The organism is Phyllobacterium phragmitis, assembly GCF_002980495.1.
GTDB classification, from domain to species: Bacteria; Pseudomonadota; Alphaproteobacteria; order Rhizobiales; family Rhizobiaceae; genus Paramesorhizobium; species Paramesorhizobium phragmitis.
This window is the reverse complement of record NZ_PVBR01000026.1, coordinates 13,050-35,836: the sequence shown is the minus strand read 5'-3', so window position 1 is coordinate 35,836 and position 22,787 is coordinate 13,050. Positions and strand designations below refer to the sequence as shown.

General features: G+C 60.7%; 19 protein-coding genes and 1 tRNA gene. 15 read left to right on the top strand and 5 right to left on the bottom strand.

Annotated features, from left to right (window positions below; all coding sequences use genetic code 11):
- Positions 1-2: 2 nt before the first annotated feature.
- Entirely contained in the window at positions 3-869 is an 867-nt protein-coding gene (locus tag C5748_RS23835) for a TIGR02186 family protein (protein WP_105745010.1), read from the top strand.
- Between the two features lie 16 nt (positions 870-885).
- Here the strand turns inward: C5748_RS23835 and pdeM are convergent, their stop codons facing one another.
- Both pdeM and C5748_RS23825 read right to left on the bottom strand, forming a co-directional pair.
- Positions 886-1,617, bottom strand: a complete 732-nt coding sequence (pdeM, locus tag C5748_RS23830; protein WP_105745008.1) for a ligase-associated DNA damage response endonuclease PdeM — start codon at positions 1,615-1,617, stop codon at positions 886-888.
- Positions 1,614-4,139 carry a ligase-associated DNA damage response DEXH box helicase gene (locus C5748_RS23825; protein ID WP_105745006.1) on the bottom strand — a complete coding sequence of 842 codons (2,526 nt, stop codon included), beginning with the start codon at positions 4,137-4,139 and terminating at the stop codon, positions 1,614-1,616. Before C5748_RS23825 ends, pdeM begins: the two co-directional genes overlap by 4 nt.
- A 235-nt stretch (positions 4,140-4,374) precedes the next feature.
- Between C5748_RS23825 and C5748_RS23820 the strand changes: the two genes are divergently transcribed.
- Together C5748_RS23820 and C5748_RS23815 are read left to right on the top strand one after the other, a co-directional pair.
- Complete coding sequence (locus C5748_RS23820; RefSeq protein ID WP_105745060.1) at positions 4,375-5,385, top strand: ligase-associated DNA damage response exonuclease; 1,011 nt, start codon at positions 4,375-4,377, stop codon at positions 5,383-5,385.
- Between the two features lie 2 nt (positions 5,386-5,387).
- Positions 5,388-7,007, top strand: coding sequence for a cisplatin damage response ATP-dependent DNA ligase (locus C5748_RS23815; protein ID WP_105745004.1), 1,620 nt, complete (start codon positions 5,388-5,390; stop codon positions 7,005-7,007).
- A gap of 55 nt (positions 7,008-7,062) precedes the next feature.
- Here C5748_RS23815 and C5748_RS23810 read toward each other — a convergent pair whose 3' ends face one another.
- Positions 7,063-8,127 carry a hypothetical protein gene (locus tag C5748_RS23810; RefSeq protein WP_105745001.1) on the bottom strand — a complete coding sequence of 355 codons (1,065 nt, stop codon included), beginning with the start codon at positions 8,125-8,127 and terminating at the stop codon, positions 7,063-7,065.
- Positions 8,128-8,403: 276 nt separating this feature from the next.
- On the opposite strand from C5748_RS23810, the gene C5748_RS23805 reads away from it, so the two are divergent.
- From C5748_RS23805 to fhuB, 12 genes are all read left to right on the top strand, one after another.
- On the top strand, positions 8,404-9,369 hold the full coding sequence (locus tag C5748_RS23805) for an NAD(P)H-dependent flavin oxidoreductase (protein WP_105744999.1): 966 nt from the start codon (positions 8,404-8,406) through the stop codon (positions 9,367-9,369).
- Positions 9,370-9,565: 196 nt separating this feature from the next.
- Positions 9,566-9,641 (top strand) — tRNA-Thr (locus tag C5748_RS23800).
- A 185-nt stretch (positions 9,642-9,826) separates the two neighbouring features.
- A complete protein-coding gene (locus tag C5748_RS23795; RefSeq protein WP_105744997.1) occupies positions 9,827-10,051 on the top strand; it encodes an alkylphosphonate utilization protein in 225 nt (74 codons plus the stop codon).
- On the top strand, positions 10,048-10,284 hold the full coding sequence (locus tag C5748_RS23790) for a hypothetical protein (protein ID WP_105744995.1): 237 nt from the start codon (positions 10,048-10,050) through the stop codon (positions 10,282-10,284). Before C5748_RS23795 ends, C5748_RS23790 begins: the two co-directional genes overlap by 4 nt.
- A 355-nt stretch (positions 10,285-10,639) precedes the next feature.
- Positions 10,640-11,065 carry a hypothetical protein gene (locus C5748_RS23780; protein ID WP_146119608.1) on the top strand — a complete coding sequence of 142 codons (426 nt, stop codon included), beginning with the start codon at positions 10,640-10,642 and terminating at the stop codon, positions 11,063-11,065.
- Positions 11,066-11,231: 166 nt separating this feature from the next.
- Positions 11,232-11,531 carry a hypothetical protein gene (locus tag C5748_RS23775; protein WP_105744989.1) on the top strand — a complete coding sequence of 100 codons (300 nt, stop codon included), beginning with the start codon at positions 11,232-11,234 and terminating at the stop codon, positions 11,529-11,531.
- A gap of 329 nt (positions 11,532-11,860) precedes the next feature.
- Positions 11,861-14,029, top strand: coding sequence for a TonB-dependent siderophore receptor (locus C5748_RS23770; RefSeq protein ID WP_245581948.1), 2,169 nt, complete (start codon positions 11,861-11,863; stop codon positions 14,027-14,029).
- 213 nt (positions 14,030-14,242) lie between these two features.
- Positions 14,243-15,577 (top strand): lysine N(6)-hydroxylase/L-ornithine N(5)-oxygenase family protein, encoded by a 1,335-nt coding sequence (locus tag C5748_RS23765; RefSeq protein ID WP_105745059.1) that lies wholly within the window; start codon positions 14,243-14,245, stop codon positions 15,575-15,577.
- Positions 15,578-15,600: 23 nt separating this feature from the next.
- Positions 15,601-16,209, top strand: coding sequence for a GNAT family N-acetyltransferase (locus C5748_RS23760; protein ID WP_105744985.1), 609 nt, complete (start codon positions 15,601-15,603; stop codon positions 16,207-16,209).
- Positions 16,206-18,056 (top strand): IucA/IucC family protein, encoded by a 1,851-nt coding sequence (locus C5748_RS23755; protein WP_105744983.1) that lies wholly within the window; start codon positions 16,206-16,208, stop codon positions 18,054-18,056. The genes C5748_RS23760 and C5748_RS23755 overlap by 4 nt, the downstream gene beginning before the upstream one ends.
- A gap of 7 nt (positions 18,057-18,063) precedes the next feature.
- A complete protein-coding gene (locus C5748_RS23750) occupies positions 18,064-18,927 on the top strand; it encodes an iron-siderophore ABC transporter substrate-binding protein (RefSeq protein ID WP_105745057.1) in 864 nt (287 codons plus the stop codon).
- A complete protein-coding gene (fhuB, locus tag C5748_RS23745; RefSeq protein WP_105744981.1) occupies positions 18,917-20,902 on the top strand; it encodes a Fe(3+)-hydroxamate ABC transporter permease FhuB in 1,986 nt (661 codons plus the stop codon). The genes C5748_RS23750 and fhuB overlap by 11 nt, the downstream gene beginning before the upstream one ends.
- A gap of 10 nt (positions 20,903-20,912) precedes the next feature.
- On the opposite strand, the gene C5748_RS23740 is transcribed toward fhuB, so the two are convergent.
- Both C5748_RS23740 and C5748_RS23735 read right to left on the bottom strand, forming a co-directional pair.
- Positions 20,913-22,235, bottom strand: coding sequence for a TRAP transporter large permease (locus tag C5748_RS23740; protein ID WP_105744979.1), 1,323 nt, complete (start codon positions 22,233-22,235; stop codon positions 20,913-20,915).
- Positions 22,228-22,725 carry a TRAP transporter small permease gene (locus C5748_RS23735; RefSeq protein WP_105744977.1) on the bottom strand — a complete coding sequence of 166 codons (498 nt, stop codon included), beginning with the start codon at positions 22,723-22,725 and terminating at the stop codon, positions 22,228-22,230. Before C5748_RS23735 ends, C5748_RS23740 begins: the two co-directional genes overlap by 8 nt.
- Positions 22,726-22,787: the final 62 nt, after the last annotated feature.

Sequence of the window (22,787 nt, the reverse complement as noted above, 5' to 3'; positions counted from 1 at the left end):
CCATGATCCCAAACCGCACCTCGGACCGCACCTCTGGCCGCATCCCCATTCTCCTTTTTCGTGTTCTCCTCGCCGGAGGCATCGTTTCAGGCGCCGCCTCGGCCGCCTTGTCTCAGGCGCCGCAGCCCGGCGAGACGCCTACATCGCCGCCGAATAGCCCGTCGGAATCGATCGAGATCGGCCTTTCCACCGAAACTATCGCGATCACCTCGAATTTCCGGGGAACGAACCTCACCATTTTCGGCGCCCTCGACAATGCCGATCCGCTGATACGGCGGCAGGGGCGCTATGACATCATCGTCGTGCTTCAGGGGCCGGAGCGCGATCTCGTGGTGCGCAAGAAGGAGCGCTATCTCGGCGTCTGGGTCAATGCGGAATCCCAGGCCTTTATCGGCGTGCCGCTTTCCTATTCGCTCGCCTCGACCCGCAATCTCCAGGACATCACGGAGCCGCAGGTCTACCGTCAGCTTTCGATCGGCGTCGACAATTTCTATATGGCGCCGGAACCCAGCGAAACGCCTAGTCCAGATATTCAGCAATTCAGCCAGGAATTGCGTGAGATCAAGACACGCCAGGGGCTCTACAGCCAGCGCATCGGCGACGTGGAATTCATCTCACAGACATTGTTCCGCGCGACGCTCTCATTGCCGACAAATGTTCCTGTAGGACGGCACATAGCCCGGGCGCTCCTGTTCCGCAACGGAACCTTTCTGCGCGAGGCAAATGCCAGGCTGCAGATCGTCAAGGCAGGCCTCGAATATCGGGTCTATGAGGCGGCGCAGAACCACAGCTTCCTTTACGGCGTGTTCGCCGTCTTCCTCGCGGTCATCACCGGCTGGTTCGGCAGGCTTCTGTTCCGCAAGGATTAAAAATCCACAAATTAGATTAGCCGGGAAAGAGAACCGAACGAGCGACCGGATAAACGCGGTTCGCGCCCAGCATGAAAGCGAGGAGCCGTTCTTCGGCGAATATCCCGTGGAATGCCCGGTCAAGCACGTTGAGCGCACCGGTATAGGCTCCGAAGGCGGGCATGATCAGCCGTTCGCCATCGCTGGCAAAACAGGAGCGCCGCACCGAGCGCCCGCGCCGGACGATGCGTGCCGCCGGATGCAGGTGCCCGGCGATCTCGCCCGGCGCACTCACCAAACGCGGCTCATGGCGGAAGACGAGCGGACCGACCGCCAACTCGCTCGCGACATCGCCCGGCAGGTGAACCGGCCTGTGCGGATCGTGGTTTCCGGTGATCCATATCCATTCACGCCCGGCCATCAGGCCGCGCAGGCGTATCGCATAGAGTGCGGGCAAGCGCGCCGAGGCCTCCGGATCGTGGAAACTGTCGCCGAGGCTGATCACCGTCGCCGGATCATAGCGCGCGATGACGGCAGCCAGCGTATCGAGCGTCGCACCGGTATCGTAGGGCGGCAGCAGCATGCCGCGCCGGGCGAAAGACGACCCTTTCTCCATATGCAGGTCGGAGACGACAAGCAGCCGCATCTGCGGGAGGTAGAGAGCACCCGTCGGGTCGCAGACGGCCTCGACGCCGGCGATAACGGTTTTTGCCGCTCCGCCATAGGTCTCTTCCAGCAGGCCTCTTCCCGCATGTATCGCTATGGTCATCGCCCTTCCATCACTTCGCGAATCAATTCGTCGGCGGCTTCCGCCAAAAGCACATCATTGGCCTCGCCGGCGACCGATTCCTTGCCGATCTCCAGCATCACCGGCAGAGCCAGCGGCGAAATCTGCTCCAGATTCTTGTGCACGATTCGTCCCTTGATGCGCGAGAGCATATCGGCGAGGCGACGAATGTCGAGAAGGCCGGTCGCGGCATCGGCCCGCGTCGCCTGCAGGAGAATGTGGTCCGGCTCGTGGGTGCGCAGCACGTCATAGATCAGGTCGGTCGAAACCGTCACCTGCCGGCCGGTCTTCTCCTGGCCCGGATGGCGCCGTTCGATCAACCCTGAAATGACAGCGCAATTGCGGAAGGTGCGCTTCAGAAGATAGCTTTCGTCGAGCCAAGCCTCCAGATCATCGCCCAGCATATCCTCGTCGAAGAGTGTCCCGAGCGGCAGTTCGCCGTTTCGGAACATTCCGCCCAAATCACGAAGCGCCCAGACACCGATGGAGTAATCCGTGGCGATGAAGCCGAGCGGCCTGGCCTTCGCCCGTTCCAGCCGCCGCGTCAGCAGCATACCCAGCGTCTGGTGGGCAAGCCTCCCCTCGAAGGGATAGGCCACCATGTAATAACGGCTGCCGCGCGGGAATGTCTCGACCAGGAGCTCGCCCGCCTTGGGCAGCACGGATTTCAGCCGCTGGACATCGAGCCATTCGTGAACCTGATCCGGAAGCGCGTCCCATCGTTGAGGGTCAGCCAGCATGGCGCGGACCTCGCCTGCGAGATAGGTCGAAAGCGGAAACTTGCCGCCGGCATAGATCGGGATTTTCGCGTCCTGTCCGGCGGCATCGGAGGCGATGCATTCATTGTCGCGGATACCCTCGAAGCGCAGGACCTTGCCGGCGAAGAGGAATGTGTCGCCCGGCGCCATGGTTTCGAGGAAATATTCCTCGATCTTGCCAAGGACGCGCCCGCTATAGACCTTGCCGCGCCCGCTTCTCGTAAGGCGGACATTCAGTTCCGGCGCCTCGACAATGGTGCCGATATTGAGCCTGTATTGCTGTGCGATACGCGGATGGCTGACACGCCATGTGCCATCGGTGGTCTTGCGGATCTTGGCGAAGCGCTCATAGCTTTTCAGCGCATAGCCGCCCGTCGCCACGAAATCGAGAATGTGGTCGAAGGCCTCGCGCGGCAGATCGGCGTATGGAGCGGCGGAGCAGATTTCGCGGTAGAGCAGATCGGCATTGAACGGCGCTGCACAGGCCATACCCAGCACATGCTGGGCCAGCACGTCGAGCGCGCCTTCGATGAGCGGCGGCGTGTCCTGTGCGCCCAGATAATTGGCGTCGAGTGCTGCCTGGCACTCCATCACCTCGAAGCGGTTGGCCGGGACAAGGATGGCGCGGCTCGGCTCGTCCATGCGGTGATTGGCGCGGCCGATGCGCTGGGCAAGCCGGCTTGCCCCCTTCGGCGCGCCGACATGGATCACCAGATCGACATCGCCCCAATCGATGCCGAGATCGAGCGTCGAGGTGGCGACCACGGCGCGTAAGGCATTTCCCGCCATCGCCTGCTCGACCCTGCGGCGCTGGCTGGCATCGAGCGAGCCATGGTGAAGCGCGATCGGCAGCGTATCTTCGTTGATGCGCCACAGCTCCTGGAACAGCATTTCCGCCTGGCTGCGCGTGTTGACGAAGAGAAGCGTGGTGCGGTGGCGGCGGATCGCCTCGTAGATATCGGGCAGCGCATAGCGCGCGGAATGGCCGGCCCAGGGGATGCGCTCGGCGGATTTGAGAATGGAAATTTCCGGCTTTGCCCCGCCTTCGACCGTGATCAGTCCCGCCATCGGCTGCGTTTCATCCTGGCTGACCAGCCAGCGCCGCAGTTCGTCCGGCTGAGCGACCGTCGCCGACAGGCCGATGGTCTGCATGTCCGGCTTCAACTGCCTGAGACGCGCCAGCCCCAGCGACAGGAGATGGCCGCGCTTGGAAATGACCAGCGAGTGAAGCTCGTCGAGCACGACATAGCGCAAATCGGCAAAGAAGCGCTCGGCATCTTTCGAAGCGATGAGGAGCGCGAGCTGTTCGGGCGTGGTCAGCAGGATATCGGGCGGCGCCAGCTTCTGGCGCTGGCGCTTGTGCGCCGGCGTATCGCCGGTGCGCGTCTCAATGGTGATGGGCAGTTGCATCTCTTCGACAGGGATGCCGAGATTGCGATGAATATCGACGGCAAGCGCCTTCAAGGGCGAGATATAGAGCGTGTGGATGCCGTGGCGCGCGGCACCCGGCCTGTTGGGCCGGTCCACGCGCCGCGCCAGATCGACCAGCGAAGGCAGGAAGCCGGCAAGCGTCTTGCCCGCGCCTGTCGGAGCGATCAGCAGCATCGAGCGGCCCTGTTCGGCCTCGGCCAGAAGTTCGAGTTGATGCGGGCGCGGCTGCCATCCCTTCGCGCGGAACCACTCCAGGAACGGATCCGGCAGGATGAATGTCGCTTTAGCGGTTTCGGGCAGCGCGTTAGGGGTCACGCGATGAAACTAATGCGGGGGCGCGCCGCCGCCAAGCCGTTTGTTCACTTTTGTTCTGGTCAGGGGTTTTGATCGAGCAATCAACTTGCACCCTCAGACAAGCCGCGTCTCCAGTGCGACCGGCCGCCGCGGCATGATCCTCCGCCCTGGTTCTTGCAAGGCTTTTCGGCAGGTTCTGGCAGCAGGGTCGGATCCAGACCTTTCCGCGGCCGCTTCTTCTCTCTATCTTCCTGCAATGCGCCCGGAAGAACTCCTCCGCCCCACGCCGCAAGGTCTTTGCTGCCCGCTTGGGCGTTTCCACATCGATCCGGTACGGCCGGTGGCGCGCGCCCTCATCACCCACGGCCATGCCGACCATGCGCGGGCCGGGCACGGACATGTGCTCGCAAGCCAAGAAACGCTCGACATCATGCGGCTGCGCTATGGCGAGGGTTTTGCCGGGACGACGCAGGCCATTACTTTCGGCGAGACCATTTCCATCAATGGCGTCACGGTTCGCTTCCACCCCGCCGGGCATGTGCTCGGCTCGGCCCAGATCGCCGTGGAGCAAAACGGGATGCGCATCGTCGCGTCAGGCGATTACAAGCGGCAGGCCGACCCGACATGCCGGGGCTTCGAGCCGGTCGCCTGCGATGTCTTCATCACCGAAGCGACCTTCGCCCTGCCGATCTTCCGTCATCCCGATGCCGGCCATGAGATTGCATTGCTTCTCAAATCCGTGGCGCAGTTTCCGGAGCGCTGCCATCTCGTCGGCGCCTATGCGCTCGGCAAGGCACAGCGCGTCATCAGCCTCATCCGGCAAGCCGGATACGGCAGGCCGATCTACATCCACGGTGCGATGCAACAGCTCTGTGATTACTATCAGTCCCGAGGCATCGATCTCGGCGATCTGCAACCGGCGACGCTCGACGATGATGAAACCCGCGATTTCGCCGGAGCGATCGTCATTGGCCCGCCCTCGGCCTTCGTGGACCGCTGGGCGCGGCGCTTTCCCGATCCGCTCGCCTGCTTCGCCTCGGGCTGGATGCGCATCCGCCAAAGGGCAAAGCAGCGCGGCGTGGAGCTGCCGCTCATCATCTCCGATCATTGCGATTGGGATGAGCTGACGGACACGATCAGCGAGATCGCGCCGGGGGAAGTTTGGGTGACGCATGGGCGTGAGGAGGCGCTGGTGCGCTGGTGCACGCTCGCCGGCATTCCGGCGCGTCCGCTTCACCTCGTTGGCTATGAGGATGAAGGAGACTGAGGGTGGAGGCCTTCGCCGAACTTCTCGACCGGCTGGTGCTGACGCCGCAGCGCAACGGCAAGATCAGGCTCATCGCCGATTATTTCCGCACAACGGCCGATCCCGAGCGCGGGTTTGCGCTGGCCGCCATCACGCGCGACCTCGACCTTGCGAGCGTCAAGCCCGCCATGCTGCGCGCGCTGGTCAATGAGCGGGTCGATCCCGAGCTCTTCGCCTATTCCTATGATTATGTCGGCGATCTCGCCGAAACCATATCGCTGATCTGGCCAACCGCGGGACGGCGACGGGCGAACCGTCCGCCGATGCTTTCCGACATCGTCGATGCGCTGTCGCAGGCTTCGCGGCGGGAGGGGCCGTTGCTGGTCGCGCATTGGCTGGACGACCTCGACGCATCGGGACGCTACGCGCTTTTGAAGCTGGTCACAGGCGGCCTGCGTATCGGGGTCTCCGCCCGGCTTGCCAAGCAGGCGCTGGCCGATTTCGGGCAGGTGGATGTCATCGAGATCGAGGAACTCTGGCATGGGCTGACCCCGCCTTACGAAGATCTTTTCGCATGGCTCGAAGGCCGTGAACCGCGGCCGGCAAATTTGGTGGCAGCGCCGTTTCGCCCCGTCATGCTGGCGACGGCGCTGGACGAAGCGGATTTCGCCAAGCTCGATGCCACCGATTATGCGGCGGAGTGGAAATGGGACGGTATCCGCGTGCAGGCCATCGCGGAGGACGGCGTGCGACGCATCTATTCGCGCACCGGCGACGATATTTCCCACGCTTTTCCCGATATTCTGGATGCCATGGACTTCGAGGGCGCTATCGATGGCGAACTTCTCGTCGGACACCTCGGCGTCGAAGGAATTGTCGCCAGCAGCTTCAGCGACCTTCAACAGCGGCTGAATCGTAAAACCGTGACAGCCAAGCAACTCGAGGACTATCCGGCCTTCATACGTGCCTACGACCTTTTGCAGGCGGGCAGCCAGGCCGAGGGAGAGGATCTGCGTCCCCTGCCCTTCAGGGAAAGGCGCAGGCGTCTCGAGGCATTCGTCGCCGGGCTCGATCCGCAGCGCTTCGATCTGTCGCCGCTGATCGCGTTCCACAGCTTCGAGGAACTGGCAGCGTTTCGCGGCGCGCCGCCGCATCCGATCATCGAAGGCGTGATGCTGAAGCGCCATGACAGCCCCTATCTGCCGGGTCGCCCCAGGGGGCCGTGGTTCAAATGGAAACGCGATCCCTTCACCATCGATGCCGTGGTGATCTATGCCCAGCGCGGACATGGCAAACGGTCGAGCTATTATTCGGATTTCACCTTCGCGGTCTGGACCGGGCCGGAGGCCGATCCCACGCTCGTGCCCGTCGGCAAGGCCTATTTCGGCTTTACCGATGAGGAGTTGCTACTGCTCGACCGCTTCGTCCGCGAGAACACGACGGAACGCTTCGGCCCGGTGCGCGCCGTGCGAGCGGAGCCGGACCACGGTCTGGTGGTCGAGGTGGCATTCGAGGGGCTCAACCGCTCGACCCGGCATAAATCCGGCGTGGCGATGCGGTTTCCCAGATTTTCAAGGCTGCGCTGGGACAAGCCGCCGCGCGAGGCGGACCGGCTTGAAACGCTGCAAAAGCTTCTGGAGTGAGTAGTGCGTATAAATAGAGCGAGGATTCCATTTCCTACTCCCTATCCACTCCGTTTTACGGCGCGATGCTGACCCTGATTGCGTGGATATCGACGATCTTCCCCGCGCCTGAGATATCGCTGTTGATGGTGATCGTGCCAGCCGCATCGGGCTGCTTGCCTTCCGGAAACTCCACATCGAACAGGAAATCACTGTTGGCATTGATGACATCATAGCGCTTGCGTCCGCAGTCGCCCAACGTGCCGAAATCGCAGCTGACCGACATCTGGGTCGGCTTTCCGTCATCGCTGCGGGCGATGATATCGAATGTCGCTTTCCTGCCGGCGATCTCTTCGAGAACGCCCTGCCCCACATCGAAAACCACTTCGTCATCAGGACCGCTGGACTTCACGCGCACGAAGCTGACCGAACCTTCGCTTGCGATTTCCGCAGTCGCACGGCCCCGGACCGACATGCGCGTCGGATCGGACGGCGTGAAAATGGTGATCCAATTGGCGTCTCGAGCCTCCTCGCCTTCCTTGGCGGGTGCGCCGTTCGACAGCGCGCCCGGCGAGCGCCTGACATCGGTGAAGCTGTTGAAAAGCGACCAGCCGACGAATGCGACACCCAGGAGGACGAGCGCCGGCAGCACATAGGAGAGAAAAGGCGAACGCGGCCTTGCCTCGCTGCCGTCGCGGCGCGCGGCCCCCCCCTCATATCCGAGATCGGCGCGGCGCGGCTTCTTGCCGACGGGGCGCACATCGTCCCGGTCGAGAGCCGGTCCCTCTACGGTGGGAGCACCCGCCGCGGGCGCAACTGCTTTTCGTCCGCCCGAACGCGGTCCCGCCGAGACATCGTCAAGATCGGGGTCAAGACCGGGGCCAAGGTCGGGTTCGACGCGCGCTCGTTGCGCCGCTCCAGCAGATGGCTGCGCCGGACGAAACTCCGTTTCGATGCGCGAGATCGTCGCCTTCAGGCGGTCGCGGCGTTGTGTTTTCTGCTGCTCGCTCAAGGCGGCATTGGCCGAAAGCGCGTGCTCATGCGCGCTCCAGGCAGATTCGTAGATCCGCTGGCGCGTGGCGGGATTGCCGGCATCGCCCTTGGCGAATGCATTGCGGATCGCGCGTTCTATGCCTTCCAAATCTTGATCTTCCCTCTTAAGACGCCGACTGAATTTGCCCGCTGACATGGAGAAAACGGCGTCGCATACGGCCGCATTTCCCGTTCATCTATAGCAGCCTTAGCCGATTTAATCTATTATTCAAGCATTTACCCGCTATCCTGGCTGCGCCCCGGGACGCCAGACCTTCAATCAAGGTTTTCCCTTGCCCAATGGGATACCTCTGATAAAACTTCCGTTTACGGAAACGTCAAAATATTGCATACCACCAGCCAATATGCGCAATGGGAGGAATATATGGCATTACCCGACATTTTGAAAAGCAATCTGCGCATTCCCGTTGTCGGCGCGCCGCTGTTCATCATCTCCCATCCCGCGCTCGTGCTGGCACAATGCAAGGCCGGCATCGTCGGCTCGTTTCCAGCGCTCAATGCAAGGCCGGAAGCCCAGCTCGACGAATGGCTGGCGGAAATCACCGAGACGCTGCGCGATCATGACGCGAAACATCCTGAAAGCCCTGCGGCTCCCTTCGCCGTCAACCAGATCGTCCACCGCTCGAACAAGCGGCTGGAGCACGATCTCGGGCTCTGCGTGAAATACAAGGTGCCGATCGTCATTTCCTCGCTCGGCGCGGTTCCCGAGGTCAATGCCGCGATCCATTCCTATGGCGGCATCGTGCTGCACGATATCATCAATAACCGCCATGCCAATTCCGCCATCCGCAAGGGCGCCGACGGGCTGATCGCCGTCGCCGCAGGCGCGGGCGGGCACGCCGGCACGCTTTCGCCTTTCGCGCTCGTCCAGGAAATCCGGGAATGGTTCGACGGGCCGCTGCTTTTGTCGGGGGCGATCGCCAATGGACGCTCGATCCTCGCCGCCCAGGCGATGGGCGCCGATCTCGCCTATATCGGCTCACCCTTCATCGCCACGCGAGAAGCCCGCGCCATCGACGAATACAAGCAGATGATCGTCGAATCAGCTGCTTCCGATATCGTCTATTCCAATTATTTCACCGGAATTCACGGCAATTATCTGAAACCCTCCATTGCCGCCACGGGCATGGACCCGGATCATCTTCCCGAAGCCGATCCCTCCAAGATGGATTTCGCCAGTGCCGTGGGCGATGGCGCCAAGGCCTGGAAAGACATATGGGGCTGCGGGCAGGGCATCGCCGCGGTCAAGGAAATATTGCCGGCGGGCGATCTCGTCGCCCGGTTCGACAAGGAATACCGGCAGGCAAAGGCAGATCTGTGCGGCAAGTGAGAGTCCGCTGGCGCCGCAGGGGCGGAACGGCTGCATTCAGCCCAGGCAGACCGGCTCTATTCTTTGCCCATATGGCAAATCTCTTGATTTGCACACTTGCTTTTCAGGAGCGATTTCGCTATCACGCGCCCAATCGGTCGGGAAGCTTTTCCGGCCGACACTTTGTCTATGGACGAAAGCGGGGAACTCTTCCCTTGCCGCTTTAGCTCAGTTGGTAGAGCACATCATTCGTAATGATGGGGTCGGGTGTTCGAGTCACCCAAGCGGCACCATTTTCCCAATGGCTCAGCTCTTCCCGCCATTGTCTCCGTACAGAAATCCTGAATATTCCCGCGCGTCAGGGGCGACTGCAATATAGTCCCCTCCCTTGCCTTATTGCTGGAAACGGGCGAATTTGGCACATTAGCGACGGTCCCGTCCCGTGTGGGTCGCAGTCGCACACCACTAAGGAATTGAATTGACCGACGACATCATCGTGAAAGACAGCAATGGCGCCCAGCTCAACGATGGGGACCCTGTCACCCTCATCAAGGATTTGAAGGTAAAGGGCACGTCGCAGACCCTCAAGCGCGGTACCCTCGTCAAGAACATCCGCCTGACCGGCAATCCCGGCGAAATCGAATGCAATACCAAGGAGGTCAAGGGGCTGGTGCTGAAAACCGAGTTCCTGAAGAAGGCATGAACAAGAAGATCACCAAGGACAATTTGTTCAAACCGACACGCTCCGAGAGCAAGAGCGCGGCGACCGACAATGCCGCTCGCGACATCCTGGATACCGAAACGTCGCGGCGTGAAGCCAAAACCGCAAGGCTCAAGGAAGCAAGGTTGGCAAAAGAAGAGGCCGATCGCGAACAAGCGCTCGCCAAACCAGCCGGAAAGCCTCCGAAGGGCAAAAAGCGGGCGAAACCGGAATAGCGATTGCTATAGCCTTTCACATTTAAGCGAGAGCGGTGGCGCCATGTTTTCACCGTAGCGGCCGTAGCCTCGTCATCTCCATTGCCTCAACATGGCAACACCGCCGCCAAGCGAACTGGCAATTTCGTTGAAATATCACGCAAGAAATTGCCCAGTCATCTTGCGAAAAATTTCTCCTCTTTATTGGGATCGATCAACCGGCCCGACTCATACAGTATGAGGATGCGGCTGGACCTGAGTGCCCAGCTGGAGGCCCGGCGCAAATGCCCCCCATTACCCAGCGCCGGGCCTCTTCCAACCTGCCGGAAAACCATTTTGGCGGGATGAGCATGAAAGATGCCCACCGACAATTTGCGTGAAGACTGCGGCATTGCGAGACGTTTGTTTTCCAATGCCGATCGCCGGAGCGCAGTGCGTTCAAGTGAACGCGCTACTGATGCTCCAGCACTTTGAATCCAGAGTATCTTATCAGCTTTCAGTGTTTCCACGTGAAAGCAGGATGCTCAGGAGCGTCTCCTATTTTGATGGAATCGGAGAAGCGCTCCTACCCTTTATTTTAGCAAGTCTGGAGGAAAACAGCTCCCATTTTTTCCTGGGCTTGCTCTCCGCGCAGCGGCCGAATGCCGTAATTGGTTTTGAAGAAAATAATCTACATATTCAATTTGTTATAGCGTCTTTTGCGCAGCTTGAAGGACGCATGGCGCTGTCGGGACGCCGCTTGGCCTTACCCGCTGTGGTAGCAACTTATTGGAGTAGCGCGCAGGCTGTGACTCATCCATGATTGCTCCATTGTCGGATCTGATTTCCGGCTCGAGGCTCGGCTGGTCCAAAATGTCACCTGCCGGCTCTTCGATAGGTTTCTTTTACGTCTCTGGCCATATCAGCGGGTTCGACACCGTTCCGCGAAATCAGCCAGACGCCGCCGTTCCAGATTATTGGAGGTTTGAATGCCTGAGAAAGAAAACCGTTGGGGTAACGCCACCAACACCGTTGTTACCCCGCGGATAGATGGAGGGCCCGCGGATTTGCCTGATGAAGAACGCAAACACGTGACGGGCTTCCGCTTCGTCTACGGGCTCGCTCCCCAGGAGCCTGTCGTGCAAGTACGCTTGGGAGACCAGAATTCCGGCTTCCAGACATTTCACATACCGCTGCCCGATGCGATGTATCTTCTTGGCGCACTTCAGCATGTCCAGCAGGAGACGGAGGCTGAGATCCCCTCCGATCCGCCGGCTCTGGCAAAATAGTTCCGTCCAGACGGCTATACAGCCGCAATAGCACCAGAGCGGCACCGCCGCTCTGGTGCTATTGCCGTCTTTTTCAAGCCCGCCGCACTATCGTGCAGCAGGGCTGTTTTTCTGTATTCCACAATTCACTGCGCTGCGTGTCCAATTGAACACGCAAATGCGATTCAACATCTTGAAATTGCACATGGTTTCGACCTTGAACCGCTTCCGATCCAAGGATTTACGCGGTGGCCGCCATTTAATCTTGACTCTAAATATCATGTTTTGTAGGTAGCAGCACAGCTACCAAAACATGATCACTGTCATCATGATTTAAATGCGAGGACATCGTGAACCGGACGTCTCTGCCCTTCGTCTTTTCGACCGTGTTGATGAGTTTTCCGGCACTCGCACAGAATGCCGAAAGCCAAGACAGGAGTGTCGGCAGCGGAGAAGTCATCCAACTCGACACGATCACGATCAATACGCTCGATACGATTCCCGGGACATTCTCCGCGGATGGCTATGTGGTCAAGAGCGGAACCACGGCCACGAAAACCAACACGCCTCTCAACGAAATACCGCAATCGATCTCCTATGTGACGCAGCAGGAACTGCAGGACCGCAATCCGCAAAGCCTGATGGACAGCATCGCCTATGTGCCCGGCGTGCGCGTCGATTCCTTCGGCTTCGATCCGCGCATGGATTCCTATTATGTGCGCGGTTTCGATGCCTATGCCAACGGCACCTTTCGCGACGGCCTGCGCCAGATGGCCGTCAGCACGAGCTTCTACAAGACCGAGCCTTACGGACTGGAGGGCGTCAGCGTCCTCAAGGGTCCATCATCGGCGCTTTATGGCGGAACCAGCGCCGGCGGCCTGATCAATCTCATCACCAAGCGCCCGACGGATACGCCGCTGAACGAGATCGAGCTTCAATACGGATCGCGCAACCGTTACCAGACCAATTTCGACTTCTCCGGTCCGGCGACGGCCGATGGCGGCGTTCTCTATCGCATGACGGGGGTTCTGCGCGACAGCGATACGGAACTCATGGGAACGCCTGACGACCGCGTCTATCTCGCCCCCGCCATCACCTGGAAGCCGGACGAGGACACGAAGCTGACGATCCTGGCGGAATATATGCGGTTCCTGACCGGCGGCGCCGTCGTCAATTACAATGATCCGAACGGGCGGACGGACTTCTTCTACAGCGATCCGAACTACAATGATTTCGACCAGGAGCAGGGGCGGATCGGCTATGAATTCGAGCATCGGTTCAACGATACCCTGCAATTGCGCCAGAGTTTTCGCTATTCCCGCACCAATCTCGATCTGAAGTATGCGTATATCGATAGCGGTCAGTATGCGAGCGGCCCTGACATACCCGACCAACTGACGCGCGGCACCGGCCATTATCTTGAAACGCTGGATAATGTCGTCGTCGATAACCAGCTCCAGGCGGATTTTTCGACAGGGCCGGTCAATCATACGCTGCTTGCCGGCATCGATGCGAGCTACGCCAAGTTTGATGAGGAATCCGGCTTCGGCGTGGCTCCTCCCCTGGATACGGCCAATCCGAACTATGGCTCCCAGCCCATAGAAAACCCAGCGACGACCCCGTCCAGAACGCAGAAGCTATCCTCCATCGGCGTCTATCTTCAGGACCAGATCAAATATGATGCCTGGGTTCTGACGCTTGGCGGGCGATATGACTGGTACACTGCGGAAAGTGTATCGCTGGGGTGGGTAGCGGAAGGCCAGGAGCCTGTCGAAAAGCGTTCCGACGGGGATTTTTCAGGGCGCGTCGGGCTGACCTATCTGACCGATTTCGGGCTTGCGCCTTATGTCAGCTATTCGACGGCCTTCGTGCCCAACCTCGGCTGGGACGCGAACACGGGTTCGCTGTTCGAGGCCACGACAGCCGAGCAACAGGAGATCGGCGTCAAATATGATGTGCCGGGGCTGAATGCCTCGGTCACCGCCTCGCTCTTCAACATCGAGCAGACCAACGGCGTCTATTACGAGGTCGTGGACGGCCGGAACCAGCAGATCCAGAGCGACAGGCGTTCGCGCGGCTTCGAGATCGAGGGGTCGGCCACGCTGGATAACGGCCTGAACCTGCGCGCGTCCTATACCTATCTCGACATGCGCATCCTCGACGATACCGCCGGCATCCAGGGCAATACGGCTTCGAGCACGCCACGCAATGTCGTGAAGCTCTGGGGCGATTACAGCTTCGTTTCCGGACCTCTGACCGGACTTGGCGCAGGCCTCGGCGCGCGCTTCGTCGGCTCGAGCTTCGGCGACAACCAGAACAGCTTCAAGAACGATGCGCGCGTCTTCCTCGACGCGTCCATGCACTACGACCTCGAAGCACTGAACCCGAAATTGAAAGGCGCTCGGCTTCAGATCAACGCCACCAATCTCCTCGACGAAGACGACGATATCTGCACCAACGGCTATTGCTATGTCGATCAGGGGCGGACTGTCATCGCCAGTCTTCGATATCGCTGGTAGGCGCAAAACGGCTTTCCGGGAAGCCAATATTCCTTCGGCCTGGGATGCCGGAGGACCAATAAGGGAACGAATATCATAGCGGGCGGGTGGGAGCAGTTCCGACTGCATAGGGCTTGAGCCCCATGAAGTCAGGATTGCAGACCGGCAGTACGGCGCCTTCGCCTGATGTGAAGGCGTTTTCTCAATGAATGCAACATTCGAGAGATGCTTGATATGCACGCTTCGATCTACGACTTCATCGCCATCGGCGTCGGCCCCTTCAATCTCAGCCTGGCCTGCCTGACCGAGCCCATCGAAGGGCTGAACGGCCTCTTCCTCGACAGGAATTCCCGCTTCAACTGGCATCCGGGAATGATGCTGGAATCCTCCACGCTGCAGACGCCCTTTCTGGGCGATCTGGTCACGCTGGCCGATCCGACGAGCCCTTACAGCTTCCTCAGCTATATCAAATCGCAGGGCCGTATCTATTCCTTCTATATCAAGGAGGACTTCTTCCTCCTGCGCAACGAGTACAACCGATATTGCGACTGGGTGGCGCGGCAATTGCCGAACATCCTGTTCGACCGCAATGTGACGCGCGTCACGTTCGACGAGAACAGCCGGCTCTATACGGTCCAGGGTCTTTGCACCAAGACAGGTGCCCTGTTCAGCCACCAAACGCGGCGCATCGTGCTGGGCACCGGAACGTCGCCCATGGTGCCGGAATGCTGCCGGGACGTGGCCGGTCAGGTTACGCATACGGCATCCTACATCCAGGACAAACCGTCGCTTCAAACGAAGACGTCGATCACCATCGTCGGCAGCGGACAAAGTGCGGCCGAGATCTATCATGACCTCCTGCAGGACATCGACCGTTTCGGCTATCGGCTCAACTGGGTGACGCGTTCTCCGCGCTTCTTCCCGCTGGAGCTGACCAAGCTGACGCTGGAGATGACATCGCCTGATTATACCGACTATTTCCATGGCCTGCCGCAGCACCGGCGCGACCGCCTGATCGACGAGCAGAAGAACCTCTACAAGGGGATCAACGCCACGCTCATCAACGATATCTACGATCTGCTCTACAAGAAAAAGCTGATCGCCGACATCGACACGTGGCTGATGACCAATATCGAGCTTCGGAATTGCCATTACGATGAGAAGAAGCGGCTTTTCGTGCTCGATCTCCACCAGAAGGAGCAGCAGGCGAACTGCATTGTCGAGACCGAAGGGCTGGTGCTTGCGACCGGCTATGCCTACAGGCTGCCTGATTTCCTCGCCCCTATTTCCGACCGGATCCGGTGGGACACGAAGGGGCGGTTCGCCGTCAACCGCAATTACAGCGTGGACATGTCGGGCTCGGAAATATTCGTCCAGAACGCCGAGCTCCACACCCATGGCTTCGTTGCGCCCGATCTCGGCATGGCCTGCTATCGCAACAGCTGCATCATCCGTGAATTGCTGGGGCGGGATTATTACCCGATCGAGCGGGATACGGTCTTTCAGCACTTCGCCGTTCACGCACGGCCAAGCACAAGCACCGCACGCGCCCGACCAGACGCTGCGTAAAAGGCATTTTGGAGATATCGATCATGCAAAGCATTGAACGGCTGCCGGGACGGCCTGACGCAAACGCACTTTTCAAAAAGAATTTCACCGGGATCGGCGAACTGGCCCTGCGCCCGCTCGCCATTCCCTCCGATATTGCTCGGCTGCATGACTGGTTCACCCGGGATTATGCGCGCTTCTGGAGCATGCAGGACAAGACGCGCGACGAAGTGGAGGATTTCTACCGCGGGCTCATCGGGTCCGGCCATGGCACGGCCTATATGGGACTGCACGACGGCAATCCGGCCTTTCTGGTCGAATCCTACGACCCTGGACATGATCAGGTGGGCGAGCACTACCAGGTCCAGCCCGGCGACCGGGGCATGCATTTTCTCGTCGCCCCGGCCGAGCGGCCCCTTCCCGGCTTCACTTTCGCGGTGATGCGCACGATCCTGGAATTTCATTTCAGCGATCCCTTGGTCCAACGCGTCGTGGTCGAGCCGGATGTGCGAAACGACAAGATCCATGTGCTCAATCGCCGTGCCGGTTTCGAATATGACCGCATCATCGCGCTGCGCGAAAAAGACGCCCATCTCGCCTTCTGCACCCGCGAACAATATGCCAGGGCAATCGCCGGGGAGACCCGTTCATGAACCGGATCGTCAACGCCTACAGCCGCCCCGAACATGCGACCGCGCACATGCAGCCGGAACTATGGGCGAAGGTGAACCGCCTCCTGGTCCGCAAGGCCATTGCCGAATTCGCGCATGAGCTTTTGATCGAGCCGAAGCTCATTTCCACCGCGAAAGACTGGTCCACCGCTAAAAACTGGAACTGTTACACGCTGGGCAATGGCTCGCCGGAGCTGCAATATGTCTTCCAGGCGCGGCGCCTGAGCCTCGATCATTGGCTGATCGATCCGGCCTCGATCGAAAAGCAGCTGCATGGCCGCCCTGCCCCTCTCGACGCGCTGGAATTCATCATCGAATTCGCACCGCTTCTCGGCATCCGGGAAGGCATGATGCCGGTCTATCTCGACGAGATCAGCAGCACGCTTTACGGCAGCGCCTTCAAGCACGCGACGAAGGCGCTATCGGCTGCCGAACTGGCTGAGGCCGACTACCAGACGATCGAAACCAACATGATGGAAGGACATCCGACCTTCATCGCCAATAATGGCCGCATCGGCTTCGACGTCCAGGACTATTCCCGCTACGCGCCCGAGGCGGCAAGTCCGGTCACCATCGTCTGGCTGGCGGTGCATCGGGACAAAGCGGCTTTCTCCTGCGTGTCTGATCTCAGCTACGAGCGGCTTCTCAATGAGGAGTTGGGGCCGAATCTGGTGCGCGATTTCGATACCCGCCTGCGCGAACTGGGGCTCGATCCGTCGGCCTATCTCTATATGCCGGCCCATCCCTGGCAATGGTTCAACAAGATCTCGATGGGTTTTGCCGCCGATGTCGCCAACCGGCATATCGTGTGTCTCGGCTACGGGCCGGACGAATATCTCGCCCAGCAGTCGATCCGCACCTTCTTCAACATCAGCCATCCGGGCAAGCGTTATGTGAAGACCGCCCTATCGGTGCTCAACATGGGCTTCATGCGCGGACTTTCGCCCTATTACATGCAGGCGACGCCGGCGATCAACGAATGGCTCGGCAATCTGATCGAGCAGGATGCGTGGCTGAAGGAAAACGGCTTCAGCATCATTCGCGAGGTCGCCGCCATCGGTTATCGCAACCGCTATTACGAGACGGCGCTGAAGAGCGACACGCCCTACAAGAAGATGCTGTCGGCGCTCTGGCGGGAAAGCCCGATGTCGCAATTGCAGCCGGGCCAGAAGCTGATGACCATGGCCTCGCTGCTGCACATCGATACTTCAGGCGATGCGCTCGTGGTCGCGTTGATCGACACGTCCGGTCTCGATGCGGCGGCGTGGACAAGGCACTATCTCAAAGCCTATCTGGCGCCGCTCGTCCACTGCTTCTATGCCTATGATCTCGTCTTCATGCCGCATGGCGAAAACCTGATCCTGGTGATGGAGGATGGCATTCCCGTGCGGGTGATCATGAAGGATATCGGCGAGGAGATCGGTATCGTCAACGGCAGCATGGAGCTGCCGGAGAATATCAGCCGCATTTCCTACGCCATCAGCGACGATACCAAGCTCGCCTGCATCTTCACCGATATCTTCGACTGCTTCTTCCGCTACCTGGCTGCGATTCTGGTGGAAAAAGGCGTACTCGAAGAAGAGATTTTCTGGAAACTCGTGGCGGAATGCATCCATAATTATCAAGCGGAGCATCCCGAATTCGCCGAGAAATACCAGCGCTATGATCTCTTCGCGCCCGAGTTCATCCGTAATTGCCTCAACCGGCTGCAACTGAACAACAATCAGCAGATGCTCGATCTCCTCGATCCGGAAAAGAGCCTGCAATTCGTCGGCACCCTGGAAAATCCGATCGCAATCCATGCCCAAAAAGCCAGACCCGAAGCCTGAGACCGGAATGACCCGCCGCGCCTTGCTGGGCGGCGGGCTCGCCACGGCCCTTGTTCCGGGAGGAGCACGGGCGGCGGGCAAGCGCATCGTTTCGCTCGATTATGGCCTGGCGCAGACCATGATCGCGCTCGGGACGCCGCCGATCGCCATTCCCGCAGTGCCGGACTGGAACATATGGGTGCTGGAACCACCGCTACCCGCTGGTGTGGCCAATCTCGGCGGCGCGCTGGAAATCAACATGGAAGTCCTGCAGCAACTCGAACCGGACCTCATCCTCACGACGCCCTATCTCGAGGCATCGCGGCATCTGTTCGAACGCGTGGCGCCGGTCGAAGTCCTGCCCGTTCATGCGACGGGCACGCCGCCCTGGCCGCATATTCTTGCCGCGACACGCCGTATCGGTACGATTCTCGGGCGGGAAAGCGAGGCGGAACGATTGATTGCACAGTCGGAGGAAACGATCGCGCAGGCGGGCTCCCGAAGCGGCGCGCTGCGTGACACGCCCTGCTTCTTCGTCAATTTCTACGATCTCTACCATGTCCGGGTTTATGGCAGGAACAGCCTCTATCAGGATGTGCTGGATCGCATGGGCATCGCCAACGCATGGCAGGGCGAGACCAATGCCTGGGGGTTTTCGGTGATCGGCGTGGAAGATCTGGATGTCGGCCAAAACGCCCGCATGTTCTATTTCGACCCCATCCCGCCGGATGTCCTGGCCGCGCTGGGGCGAAGTCCGCTATGGCGGAACATGTCCTTCGTGCGTTCGGGGCGGGTCGCTCATTTTCCGACGGTGCTGATGTTCGGCACATTGCCATCGGCAACCCGCATCGCGACGCTGCTTGCCGATTTCGGGAGCAATAATGGCTTCTAACCATTCGGCGAGAGGCGCGGTCCTTTTCTCGCTGTCGATGTTTCTGCCCGCCCTTCTTGGAATGCTGCTGCTCGTCTTGTGGCAGGTGCCTGCGGAAAGGCTTTATGCGGCGCTCTTCGCGCCCGATGTCGCTGATATCGGCGAGCTTCGCGTGCATTACAGCCTGCTGCCACGTCTCGCGGTATGCCTTGCCTCGGGCGCGGCACTCGGACTTGCCGGAGCGGTTCTGCAACAGGTGCTGCAAAACCCGCTTGCATCACCTTCGACGCTCGGCATTTCCGCCGGAGCGCAGCTTGCGCTTTCCGCCGCCATCATCTTCTTCCCCGGCCTGATCGGCTGGAGCCGGGATGCGGTGGCGCTGGGCGGCGGAATGGTCGCGGTGCTGCTGGTCTTCGCCTTTTCATGGCGGCAGCAATTCGCGCCGTTCACGGTGATCCTATCAGGTTTGATCATCGGCCTCATGTTCGCGGCGATCTCCGCCGCGCTGGTGCTGCACAATGAGCGTTATCTCGCCGGACTGTTCCTTTGGGGAAGCGGCGTGCTCAAGCAGTATGACTGGGAAACGGCAAGCGCGCTCCTGCCGCGCCTCGGCGTCCTGACCCTTCTGGTGGTGCTGATGATGCGGCCTTTGATCGTTCTGGGACTGGAGGACGGCGCGGCGGCGCTCGGCGTCAATGTGCTTGCCGTGCGCGCCGCCGGTCTTATCCTGGCGACCGCACTCGCCGGCGCCGTGACCGCGCAGGTCGGAATCATCGGCTTCATCGGGCTGGCCGCCCCGGCGCTCGCCCGATCGTTGGGTGCGGATCATTTCAAGCGGCAGCTTTTCTGGTCGCCGGTATTCGGCGCGGCACTTCTCCTGATAACGGATGTCACGGTGCAGCTCCTCGACGCGACGGTGAACATCGCACTGCCGACCGGCGCGGTGACAGCCCTGTTGGGTGCGCCGGTTCTGCTCTGGCTGCTGCCCCGGCTGCGGATGATCAACAAGCCTGCCCTGTCATCCCCGACAGCCAGGCCTCAAAGGGTCGGCAACCCCGCGCTTCTGCTCTCGGTCCTGTTCGTGCTTGCGCTGGCGGCGATCTGGATATCGCTGTGCTTCGGGCGGGCGCCCGATGGCAGTTGGCAATTCGTGCGGGGCGAAATGTTCCAGACACTCCTGCCTTGGCGACTCCCCCGTGTGACGGCGGCATTTGCCGCCGGCGCGATGCTGGCGGTGGCCGGCGTCATCCTGCAGCGCTTCACCGGCAATGCGATGGCCAGCCCGGAAATCCTCGGCGTCAGCTCAGGCGCGGGCCTCGGCATCGTCGCAGCGCTTTTTCTCTTCTCCGCCCCGTCCTATGCGGTTCTGACCGGTGCTGCCGCTCTCGGGTCGCTTTTCGTCCTCACCCTGCTTCTCGGCATCGTCGCCTCCGGCCGGACCTCGCCCAACCAGATCCTTCTCGCCGGCGTGGCGCTTGGCGCGCTGCTTTCTTCGCTATTCGCCATTTTGATGGCGACGGGCGATCCGCGCATGATGCAGCTCTTCACCTGGATGATGGGATCGACCTATGGCGTCACGCCCGCCACCGCAGCGGGCGCCGGCGTCTGCGCGGTTATCGTCATGGGGCTGATGCCGCTGTTTTCGCGATGGCTCAATGTTCTGCCGCTTGGCCAGGACACGGCGCGGGAACTGGGCATCGACCTGAAGCTGAGCACACTGACGCTGCTCGGCTTCGCAGCCCTTGCGACGGCTGCGGCGACGCTGGTCGCAGGTCCTTTGACGTTCGTCGGGCTGATGGCGCCGCATCTTGCCCGCCAGTGTGGTCTGGCGCGCGCCCTGCCGCAAATGGCAGGGGCGGCACTTTCCGGCGGGATGATGATGCTTTTTGCCGACTGGCTCGGACGCGTGGTGGATTTCCCCTGGCAGCTTCCGTCCGGGCTCGTCGCCACCTTGATCACGAGCCCGCTTCTCCTCTGGCTGCTGTCGCGGCGCTGATGCCGCTCAGCTATTTCAAGGCATCGACGAGAAAGCGCGACATCTGCGGAAACATGGCGACCAGGCCGAGCCCGATCAGGCTGGTGAGGAGGAAAGGGACCGCGCCGCGGGCGATCCGCTCCAGGGGCAGGCGTGTGATATTGGCCGCCACATAGAGATTGATGCCGACAGGCGGCGTGAAGAGGCCGATCGCCAGATTGATCATCACCAGCACGCCGAACCAGACGGGATCCCAGCCCAGTTCGCGCGCCACCGGCAGGAAGATCGGCAGCGTGATGAACATGATGGTGATGGCGTCCATGAACATGCCGGCGATCAGCAACACCAGCATGATCACCAGCAGGATGATCCATTGGCTTTCGCTGAGGCCGAGCAGGAATGCGGAATATTGGCCGATCAGATCATCGACCGTCACCACCCATCCGAACAGGCTGGCATAGGCGACGACGAGCATGACGACCGCCGACGATGCGCTTGCCGCCACGAGTGAATCATAAAAGCCCCGGATGGTGAGGGTGCGGTAGACGATGCCGCCTATGACAAGTGCATAGACGGTTGCGACGATGGCAGCCTCGGTTGGCGTGAACATGCCGGAATAGATGCCGCCCAGGATGACAACAGGCGTCATCAGACCCCAAAACGATTCCTGGAAGCTGCTCCAGAGCCGCCTGAGATAGGGCAGATCGGCATGGGGCTGCGGCATGAGCCGGTCGAGGCTCGGCGCTCCGCCGAGGCCGGCATTCTTCCTTGCGAAGGGAAGCGTGAACAGCATCAGGACGCCCATGAACAGACCCGGGATGATCGCTGCGATGAAGAGATCGGAAATCGAGGTTTCGGCGATGACGCCATAGATGACGAGGCCGATCGAAGGCGGAATGACGATCGAGAGTGCCGCGCCGGTGCAGACGAGACCGGCTGCGAAGCTGCGCGAATAGCCATCCTCGGCCATGCCCTTGATGATCAGCGGCCCGATGGCGGCGACCGAAGCGGGGCCGGATCCGCTGACCGCGCCCCAGAACAGGCAGACCACCGTGCCGACCACGCCCATGCCGCCGGGCAGGCTGCCGATCAGCACGCGAAAGAAGCGGATCATCCGCTCGGCAATGCCGAGCGAGCCCATGAGCGTGCCGGCAAGGATAAAGAACGGGATGGCGAGGAGCGAGAATTTGGCAATGCCGGTGGCGATCAGATCGCCGGCTAAATCAAGGCCGAAGCCCAGGACCCACATCGCATAGACCGCCGAAAGACCCAGCGCGAAGGCGACCGGGACACGCAGGAAGAGCAGGATGAAGAACAGGATCACCATCTGGCTGCCGGCGCCGAGATCAGACATGGGCCTGATCCCCATTTTCCGTCTTGTTCTCCATATCGCGCCAGCTATCCATCGCATGCTGGGCGTAACGCAGGATGATCAGCGCGAAGCCGAATGGCAGGCCGGCGCTGTAATACCAGGCCGGGATCTGCAGGGCGTAGGAGCGAATGCCGCTTGCCATCTGATTGGCCGTCAACTGCCAGCAGAACCAGGCGGAAAGCGCCAGCAGCAGAACCGCGAGAACGCTCGAGACGATCAGGATAAGCTTCCGCAAAGGGGTGGGAACCAGATCGTAGACGAGGGTGACGGCGAGATGGTCGCCCGTGCGTGCCGCCACCGCCGCGCCGAAAATGGTGAGCAGCAGAAATCCGTTGGTCAAAAGCTCCTCGGAGGAGGCCAGCGAATAATTGGTCGCATAGCGAACGACGACATTGACGAAGCCGAGCGCCGTCATCGCAAGGAAGATGACCGCACAGATGATCTTTTCGGCGTCGCGCAGCACAAAGCGCATGGCTTGGTTCCTCCCGCAGCCCGATTGGCAAAAAAGCCGGCGAACCGGCTTTCTCTTCTTCG